The 9,618-nt window shown below is 46.3% G+C and carries 2 protein-coding genes; one reads left to right on the top strand and one right to left on the bottom strand.

Features of this window, described 5'->3' with window-relative positions; translation table 11 throughout:
- The first annotated feature begins 262 nt into the window (after window positions 1-262).
- Window positions 263-1,027: a transporter substrate-binding domain-containing protein gene (locus AB4585_RS16990; RefSeq protein ID WP_017061488.1), complete on the top strand. Its 765-nt coding sequence runs from the start codon at window positions 263-265 to the stop codon at window positions 1,025-1,027.
- A 75-nt stretch (window positions 1,028-1,102) separates the two neighbouring features.
- On the opposite strand, the gene AB4585_RS16985 is transcribed toward AB4585_RS16990, so the two are convergent.
- A partial coding sequence (locus tag AB4585_RS16985) for a cadherin-like domain-containing protein (protein WP_372170376.1) occupies window positions 1,103-9,618 on the bottom strand: 8,516 nt, incomplete at its 5' end.

The following is a 9,618-nucleotide window of genomic DNA, read 5'->3' as shown; positions in this document are numbered from 1 at the left end:
TAAACAGCTAAACAGCTAAATAAGCAGCTAACAAGTTAAACCAAAATGAAGCCCATGTTATTCGATAACATGGGCTTTTTGTTTGTCTTCGGTTTATCAAAACGGAATATGAAACGCACCTCGATCAATGCTCACAAGCTATAGAAATACCTATCTCCTGCCCTCGTTTCATCTTCTTTTCCAACCTTTCCAATGGTTTGATCTCTTTCTCTGATTGTTTCTGTTACTTTGAATGACAACACAAACACAACAGACAATTACAATGAAAAAAACATCACTATTACTTGCTTCCATTGCTCTGGCACTTTCTGGTGTCGCACAAGCTGACCAGCTAGAAGATATTCAAAAATCAGGCACGCTTCGTGTGGGCACTACTGGCGACTACAAGCCTTTCTCTTACTTCGATGGTAAAAGCTACTCTGGCTACGATATCGATGTTGCACAGCACATCGCGGAGCAATTAGGCGTTGAATTGAAGATTGTTCGTACCACATGGAAAGATCTACTGACCGACCTAGACGACGATAAGTACGACATCGCGATGGGCGGCATTACGCGTAAAATGCAGCGTCAGTTAAACGCGGAACAAACTCAAGGCTACATGACCTTTGGTAAGTGTTTCTTGGTTGCGAAAGGCACCGCAGAACAGTACGACAGCATTGAGAAAGTGAACCACTCTTCTGTTCGTGTGGGCGTGAACATTGGCGGCACTAACGAGATCTTTGCCGACGCGAACTTGCAGAACGCAAGCTTCACACGCTACGAGAACAACCTCGACGTACCGAAAGCAGTAGCAGAAGGCAAAGTTGATGTGATGGTGACAGAAACCCCTGAAGGTCTGTTCTATCAGGTAACTGACGAACGTCTTGAAGCGGCCCGCTGCGAAACCCCGTTCACCAACAGTCAGTTCGGCTACCTGATTCCTAAAGGTGAACAACGTTTGTTGAACACGGTGAACTTCATTATGGATGAGATGAAATTGAAAGGTGTTGAAGAAGAGTTCCTGATCCACAACTCCCTTAAGTAACTCTTTTCAATTTATACCGTAACAAAAAAGAGGCCAGCAATGCTGGCCTCTTTCGTTATGGTTCAATGGTTCGCTTTAACCGTGAGTTATCACATTCTGCTGTACCAATGCATCCAGAATGTCCGAAGGCATGGTGCTACTTAAGGTTAGCTGTGGCGCAAGGTCTTCAACCACAATCACCTGTTCCGTAGTACCTAAGCCATCCGGGTTGATCGTAAGCTCAATATCATCCCCGTCCACTTTCGCGTCTATTTGTTGTAGCAACGCGGTCATGTCTGGAGATGTATTTTTAAGCTCCGGCAACACTTCTCTCAAGTCAATGCTGTCCCCTTCCGACAAATCAAAGTCGGTAATCGTATCTTCAACACCATCTTCGATGTTAAGCCATACGAACGAGTCCATACCATCACCACCAGTCAGAATGTCTGAGCCTCCGCCGCCAATCAGGGTGTCGTTACCGTCACCGCCAACAAGCGTATCGTCACCTGCGCCACCTTCAAGTCGATCATTCCCTGAACCACCCGTTAAGTCAGTCGCATTAGCACCAGCCAGTAACTGAACATCATCGGTTTCCGAAGCCAAGTTAATATCAACTGCGTTAGACACAATGTTCAAGTTAAGGTCAATCGATGCAGAGGTTGCTGTATCGTTGTTGTCAGTCTCTTCAGAAACCGCCTCGACTTTCAGTGTGTAGTTACCTGGAGTTTGAGAAAGCCCAACCGCTTGCAAGCTTTCAATTGCATCTGCCGTTGCTACCCAAACACCACCGCCAAGATCCGTCACAGAACCCGCAGCACTGGTGATTTGAGCGCCAGCAGGTACATCACTGATATGCAGCGTTAGCTCTTCTGTAATGTCCGTTAAGGCTGCGATAATCCCAACTAAAGGAATGCCACTCGCACTCACAGACTGACTCGCAGTAATGTTTCTCACGTAGTTAGTCGCACTATCGATAGACAGGGTTGGTGCATTCGCCACTGGCGTCACCGCGATGTTGTAAACCACAGGTGCTGTCTCTATCGCAATACCTGAAGGGTTGCCGCTGTCTTTGGCAACAACTTCTAATCCAATGCTATTGGTTGGAGACAGGCTCGCATCAAGGAAAACACCATTTGGACTGGTTGGCGTATCAATCAACGCATTCAGGTCACTCAATGTCCCCACTAAGATGACTGAACCCGTGTTGTTGCCGTTAACAACAACCGTCGTCACTGCTGGAAGTGATACATTCAATGTACCGTAATCCACCGTCAGCGTGACGGTCATCAGATCATCAGAAAATGTATCTACATAATCAGGGTCACTGACATTGATACCACTCAACAGTTGACCAGCATCCTCGTCAATAACCGTAGTGACACTGTCACCATTAACGACCGGTGTATCGTTCACTCCATCGACAATCGCGGTGATCTCCGCTGTATCCGTTAGGAAGTCATTAGCGCCGTTGGTTGTACCATCATCCTCTACGGTATAGGTAAACTTAACGTTGCCGTTGTATTCATCAGCTGCCGTAAATACCCAGTATGGGCCAGTGATCGTAGCATCATCAGCACCACCTACGTTCTCGAAGCGTTGTAGTTGACCTTGGCCTTCATCGAGCGCCAGATTAGTCACGGTAATCGTGTCGTTTTCCGGATCGCTCGTCGCAGCAATTAAATCGCCCTCTTTGATGATCAACTGACCTTCTTCAAGGATGTTGCCTAAGTCGATGTCCGTTGCTACAGGAGCGTCATTCACTTCCGTTACTTCAAGACTAATTTCAGCACTGTCGGTTAGGAAGTCATCCGCGCCATTAGTTGTACCGTCATCAGTAATTGAGTAATTGAATTTAACGTCACCGTTAAAGTCGTTGTCCGCTACAAATAGCCAGAATGGTCCGGTAATCGCCGCGTCATCGGCGCCACCTGCATTTTCAAAGCGGGTTAGTTGGCCTTGTCCCTGAGTCAGAGTTACACCAGTTACTGTTAAGTTGTGGTTTTCTGGGTCAGAGCTTGCTGCAATTAAATCCCCTTCAACAATGACGATTTGACCATCTTCTGCAATCGAACCTAAATCAACGTCTGTCGCGACAGGTGCATCATTCACTTCCGTCACCTTAATGGTGAACGTAGTTTGATTAGTTTGAGCCGTATTCGGATCACCCGCGTCAATCAAGCCGTTATTACCACCATCATCGAGCGTTGCATTGATCGTGACTAAACCACTCTGGTTGAGGTAATTCTGGTCTGGATCGGGTTTGAACGTCACTGCTCCATTGGTCAATGCGGTATTGATGTCGGCTTCTTTACCGGTAATCACCAATGAGCCACCAGGTTGCAATACAAACGTCACGTCAGGTGAGCTCGTAAACTCAAACACACCTTGCGCTCCCGGAAGTGTTTGATCGACTTGCAACGTAAGAACATACGGAGCGTCTGGATTATCAAAGTTAGCATCAACGTCGTAGATACTAAAGTTGTCAATCGCCACACCACTTGAGTCTTCTTGCGTTTCAATGTTGGTGACATTCACAAACGTCGGCTGGTCGTTGATCGGATCAACCACTAAATCAACATCGAAACTGGTTGGTGTACCCAAATATTCGGTGTTATCAGCGTCAGTATCAACAGAGCGAACGGTAATCTGCAGCGGGCCATTAATGCCTAATACATTACCCGTATCGCTATTGTGTTCACCTGAATTGAATACGATCTTATCGAGCGACTGTGCAGGAACATCAAGTGTCCAAAGCTGCGTAACTGGATCATAACTAGCCAAGGTTGTGCCGTCTGGATAATAGATAGAGGCATCTTGAGGAACGCCCGCAACTTCTACTCGAAGTGTCTCTGGTGCATTCTCGGTATAAGTGCCGTTGCCCGTTGCAGATAGCTCTTTATCCAAAATCGTCGCATTGATTTCGATATCAATGTTTTGACCTTCGTTACCTGTCACAGAATCTGTTGGATTAGTATCAACATCATCACCCACAGGTACCACATGCAGCTTAAAGCTTGGCAGATTTGATGCTGCAGTAGGCACACCCAACAAAGATTCTTGAGTAAATACGGCAACACCAAATTCAGCCGTACCACTGAAGTCCTTAGGCGGTAAAATCGAAATCTCACTCAAGTCGAACGATAACCCTGATGCTTGAGGTAGTTGAACACTCCACTCACCACCACCATTATTCTTCACCGTGTATGCCGAACCAGCATCTGCACGCATCTGGAAGCCATCAGGTACATCTGTAAACTTAATCGACACAAACTGTTCTGAGCCATCAAGGTCAGTCAGTGCAATCGATACAGGCCCTGTGCCCGACAAAGAAATCAGCTGGTCCTCAGTACCCGTAATCTCGATAACATCAGGATCGCTACCCGGGCCAGTGACAGACACGTCATCCACCACAGGAACGACTTCAAAACTGACATTGGTAGAGAAAGTATCGGTATCAGTCGCGCTGCCAGTTGGCGAAGCTGCATCATTGTATGTAGCAGTATCGGTAATCGTCCCGCTGACATTCACTTGCACCTGATTTACGTCATTATCTGTTGGGTAATTTAACGCCGGTCGGAATAGTACATTATCCAACGCGCCTGCATTAATCTCAGCTTCATTAAAGGTCACCGATGTGCCAAGCGATACCCCTGCGCTGGTATAGAAAGCCCCAACACTCGTGTCATTTAACGTCAGTGTGATAGAGGTGAATTTTTCGTCACCACCTTCAACTCCGCTTACTTGGTCATCAATGGTCGAGCTGAAATCAAGTTGGATATAGGTATCTTCGTAGCCGACTGGATCTTGCCCTGCTTGACCGTCGGTATCGACAGGGTTAAACGAATCGTCAAGCGAACCAACGACAGTAACGTCAATATCTGGGTTACCTTCAACATCAGGAGCAACTTTAATGACTACTTCTGTCACTAGAGTTTTCTCATCCCCCGACAATACGTCTTTAGTTACTATCGTCAACGGCAACCTAAAGTCGCCGGAGTAGTCGGCTGGTAAGTTAAGCAGTAGTCCAGAGAGGTCGGTCGAGACCCCTTGATCGACGGTAGTCTGGAATACATATTTGCCATTAACAAAGTCTAGGTCGCTGCTTCCCGATAAACTAATTGGGAAGGTGACTTCGTTCACCGCTCCTGGATTAATGGTCACACTGTCATCAATAATGATGGTCACTTGATCAGTTGAGTCATCTTCGCCCGAGAAAGTAATTAAACCATTCAATGCCGTACCTAGATCTAACTGGGTGTCCTCAATCGCATCAACAACACTGTCTGGTGTTATATCAATATCGGCTGCAACCTTAGTGCTCCCAGCCACCACTTGAGGGAATGACAGAGTGACTTCTCCGTCCCTACGAGCGGCCGTAGATGACTCAACCTCAGCACCATCACCTCGGTCTATTACCGTGCTAAAGATATCCATCTTGATGTCATTGAACCCTCCTGCCCCGCTGTTTCCTGAAGGAAGAACAAGGCCGTTCGGTGCACTGATGCTAAATATGTCTTCATTCGTTACAACCCAGCGCCCATTGCCTTCATAAGCAGCGCCAATAACGAGCAGTTGATTGAGTACAGCATCTGATAGCTCCGAACCGTCCACGTTTGTTAATTCAATAACTAACTGGTCAACTTCTTCGATAGCGGACGAAGCATCTGTTTCTTGATATCGAATGACGAACTCATCCGTAACCGATGTATTATCGCTGTTGGTTGTGAACTTAAGCACGCCAGTGTTTGCATCAGCAACTACGGTTGCTAGTGCTCCAGTACCCAGCACATCATCGACGATAAGCTTGTTGCTAGCGTCTTTCGGCTCAACGACTGGACGTACGATAACATCAATCGAGCCCGTGATTGTCGCGATAGCGATGCCCTGACCAGGATCAGTCGCATCAACATACTCATGATCTCGCTCTTCGATCATGACAACCGTATTAAGCGTAAAGTCGGTGCTCGAGTCTTGTTCAGGTGTGATCTGAATAAAATTATTGTTCAGTGCAATTTGAGTAAACTCTTCTGCCGTCTGTCCACTCTTCGGCGTAATGGTTAAAGTGCCTGCTGAAGCATCGTAAACCCAAGTTACATCGCCATTAACCACAACACTTTCAACATCTGTCGGAATGGCACTGATCACAATAGAAGTGAAATGCTCATCATCATCAATATAATCAGTACCCTCTGGGTGCCAATCAATACTGATCGCCGTATCTTCATCGCCATTAGTGACTGTGCTGTACGTCGCTGAGGTATCGATTCTAGGTTCGACTAACACTCGCACTTCTTGGTCAAACGTAAGCGTATGACCGTCATTCTCAGTCACGATCACTTTACCCTGAATGTGAATGTTCTCTGTTGAAGAATCGACAGGTCTGATGCGGATTCCTGAGGTTTTACCTGCGTCAGTGATGTTCGCTTCGTAGATAGGTTTAGAAAGATCGGGGCTACCACCCGGACCGGTTTCGTAACCGACAAAGTTAAGGTCAATAATGGTACCGTCACCGTCTTCCAGAATAACGCCATCAGGAATACCCGAGAGGATAACGGTTATGGATTCTGAACCATCGTCAGGTAATGGGGTTTGATCTACTGCTGCAGGATCAGGTCTTCTCTCTCCCGACAACACGGTGAAATCAAGCTCGGCGTAGCTGTCTCCATTCTGGCTCTCTTGGATCGTGGTTTGAACACCAGGTGTTGTGCCATCGGTGATTGCTGTCCAAGCCGTACCGTTTGTACCGCCATAAGGAATATCTGCAACCCCTTTAACCTCAACGTTAACCGTTTTAGTTCCTAGGATTTCTTCATCAACTTGTGCACCAGTAGAGAGGTTCGCAGTGTCTTTAACCACACCGGTTACATCAAAAGTAAAATCGACATTGCTGTGTTTAGTCGGAACAATCTCTACGTTGGCGAGATCGGAATACGCCACTTCCTGATAATCAATACCGTTAATGGTGATTGTAGGAACTGGGGTCGTAGTTCCAAGGAAATAAAGCACCGCCCCTTCGGTAATATTACTGATACGAACAAATAGCTCTTCTGAACCATCAGTGTCCACTGAGCCGTTCATTGTGATGACTTCGTCTAGCGTGAAGGCATCTTTGTTGTCCAGAGGACCTAGGTAGTCTGGGTCATCAATATTGTCTTCGTTAATACGAATCCTGTTAACACTGAATGAACCAGGATCCGCGTCGGCAGTCACATCAATGATAATATTTTGCTCAACAGAGCGAGCGGTCGTTTTGTCTAACCCGCCGTTCGCTGAGTCATCGTATGGGTTAAGCGTCTCTTCCGTAATTGCCGTCGCTTTGAACTCAATTTGTCCAGAGAAGTTGTCGATTGGGTTAACGACTGTGCTATTGATATCAGCAGATGCGATGATATAAACACCATTAACAGGCGTTAACACATTGCCATTTTGATCAAGTAACTCAAACTTCCCATCACCCTGAATCGCTTCAAGTTCATAGGTAATCGTCTCAGTATTACTGTTATCTTGCGATTCAGCATTCAGCTGCAACGTAACATTGTCTTCATCTTCATTCACTTGATACTGATAAGTACTGTTGGCGTCATCCCACGTTGCAATATCCGCTACCGCTTCAATCTCGATTCTGAAGTTTGAGTTAACGGTGTGATCCGTATTGCCATTTTTCTCAATTTCTAGCTCATAACGAACGCGCCCACCAGTTTCATCCGAACTAGCGTGTTGGTCCGGAACAAAGAACAAGTTGTCTATCGTCGCAATAGTTTGTCTTGGTTCATTCGGATTTGGAGCAAAGCTTTGTTCGAGTTGAGGAGGACCAAATATAATGCTCCCATTTGACTCAGGCACTAATTCAATGTAGTCAGCACCATCAAAGTAATAAAAAGTACCTTGATGACTATCACCTCCGTTCGGGCTTTTAATCGTCAACTGGCCAATAGATTCAGCGTTATCTTGGTCATACAGACTAACTTGCAGCGCAACTTGAGCTGGCGCATTAGGCAAACCATTTTGGTTATCTTGAATATTCTCAAGAGTCGGCTCATCGCCTGTTGCATAAGGTATGGTTGAGTCTCTACCCGCATCCTCGAAGGTCGTCACTTTCAGAGCGATTCTTGTAGAGTCCCTATCAGTAATCGTTATATCTAACGGTGTTTCAGAGGTATCTAAATCGCCATCCGTCGCAATCACATTAATCGAAAAATCGATGGTGTCTAGGCCGTCATGATCGAGATAGCCGTTAGCTCTAAATTCAACCTCGCCATTTGAGTTGATACGCAAACGCCCTAGCTCACGGGTGTCCACGCCACCACTACCATCGTCGGTTTGTTCGTACACTCGTACTTGTTGACTACCGCTATTTAAATCGAAACTGCTGCTGTACGGCCCGCTGTTTCCTGTACGGAAAACAATATCTGCACCATTACTGGTAATGCCCTCAATTCGACTCAGTACCGCGCCATCCGCGCCGACATCCGTCGCATTAGCAAACATGTCAACTTTGGAATTACCATAGCCCTGGCCTTCAATTCGTGTGATCGATTGAGTTGTCACCAATGGAACATCATCAGTCACCGTGATTTTCAAATCGATCGCGTTTGATTGGTCTTGATCAAAATCTTCTGCAACAACAGAAAAGTTAAGGTCAATTGCGTTTTCATTCGCGCCATCAGGGTGCTTAAGTGGTTTAAACAATTCAAACTGATAGCTGTTATCCGAGGTATCGAAAATAATCTCAAACACAGCTTCATTACTCGTTGCAGTTTGAGCAACGTAAGTAAATGTTGTGCCGCTTTGTGAAACAGCTAGCCACTCTAAACTTTCTCCGTCGGAGGTTAAGCCAGTCAGAACCAAGTCTTCATCAACCAGTTCATACTTCACAACACCATCGGCACCTTCATCGACCGTGAACAGTCCGTTGATAATTGTGTCTTCAGATTGATCCGAACCAATGCCAGTAAGATCGTCTTCATCGACAACCGTTTCACCCGTTGGCGCACTCATTACTGGCGCATCGTCTAGCACCTCGATTGGCAATACATATTGGTTAGAATCATCACCATCACCATCAACAGCAACAACATCAAACGGTATTGTTAGTGTATCGAGGTTGCTCGGTGTCGTGCCGTGATTGAGAGGGCCAAGCAAGGTAAACGTGTAAGCACCATCATCAGTCAACACTAATGTGAAAATTGGCGTTCCGCTTGGGTCAGTTACACCTTGGTAGGTGGTCGCGTTAGCAGCACCTGTGATCTCAGTGATCTTAATACCTTCATTACCAGACGATAGCGTCGCTTCTAGAGTTGAGATATTGCGTAGTTCGTAAACCTCTACTTGGTCTGCACCTTCTGTGGTAACAAATGCACCTGTCGCCTGAGCGACAACAGAGCCTAAGTCGTCTTCATCAACGACAAATGTACTCGCAACCGTCGTATCAGTGATCGTTGGCGCATCATCGAGCACCTCAATTGGCAATACATATTGGTTAGAATCATCGCCGTCACCATCAACGGCCACAACATCAAACGGTATTGTTAATGTATCGAGGTTATTTGGTGTCGTAGCGTGATTGAGAGGACCAAGTAAAGTAAACGTATAAGCACCGTCATCAGTCAGCA

Source organism: Vibrio sp. 10N.222.49.C9, from assembly GCF_041474985.1.
GTDB classification, from domain to species: Bacteria; Pseudomonadota; Gammaproteobacteria; order Enterobacterales; family Vibrionaceae; genus Vibrio; species Vibrio crassostreae_C.
Note: the sequence above shows the minus strand (reverse complement) of the source record. Positions and strands in the feature narration are given on the sequence as shown.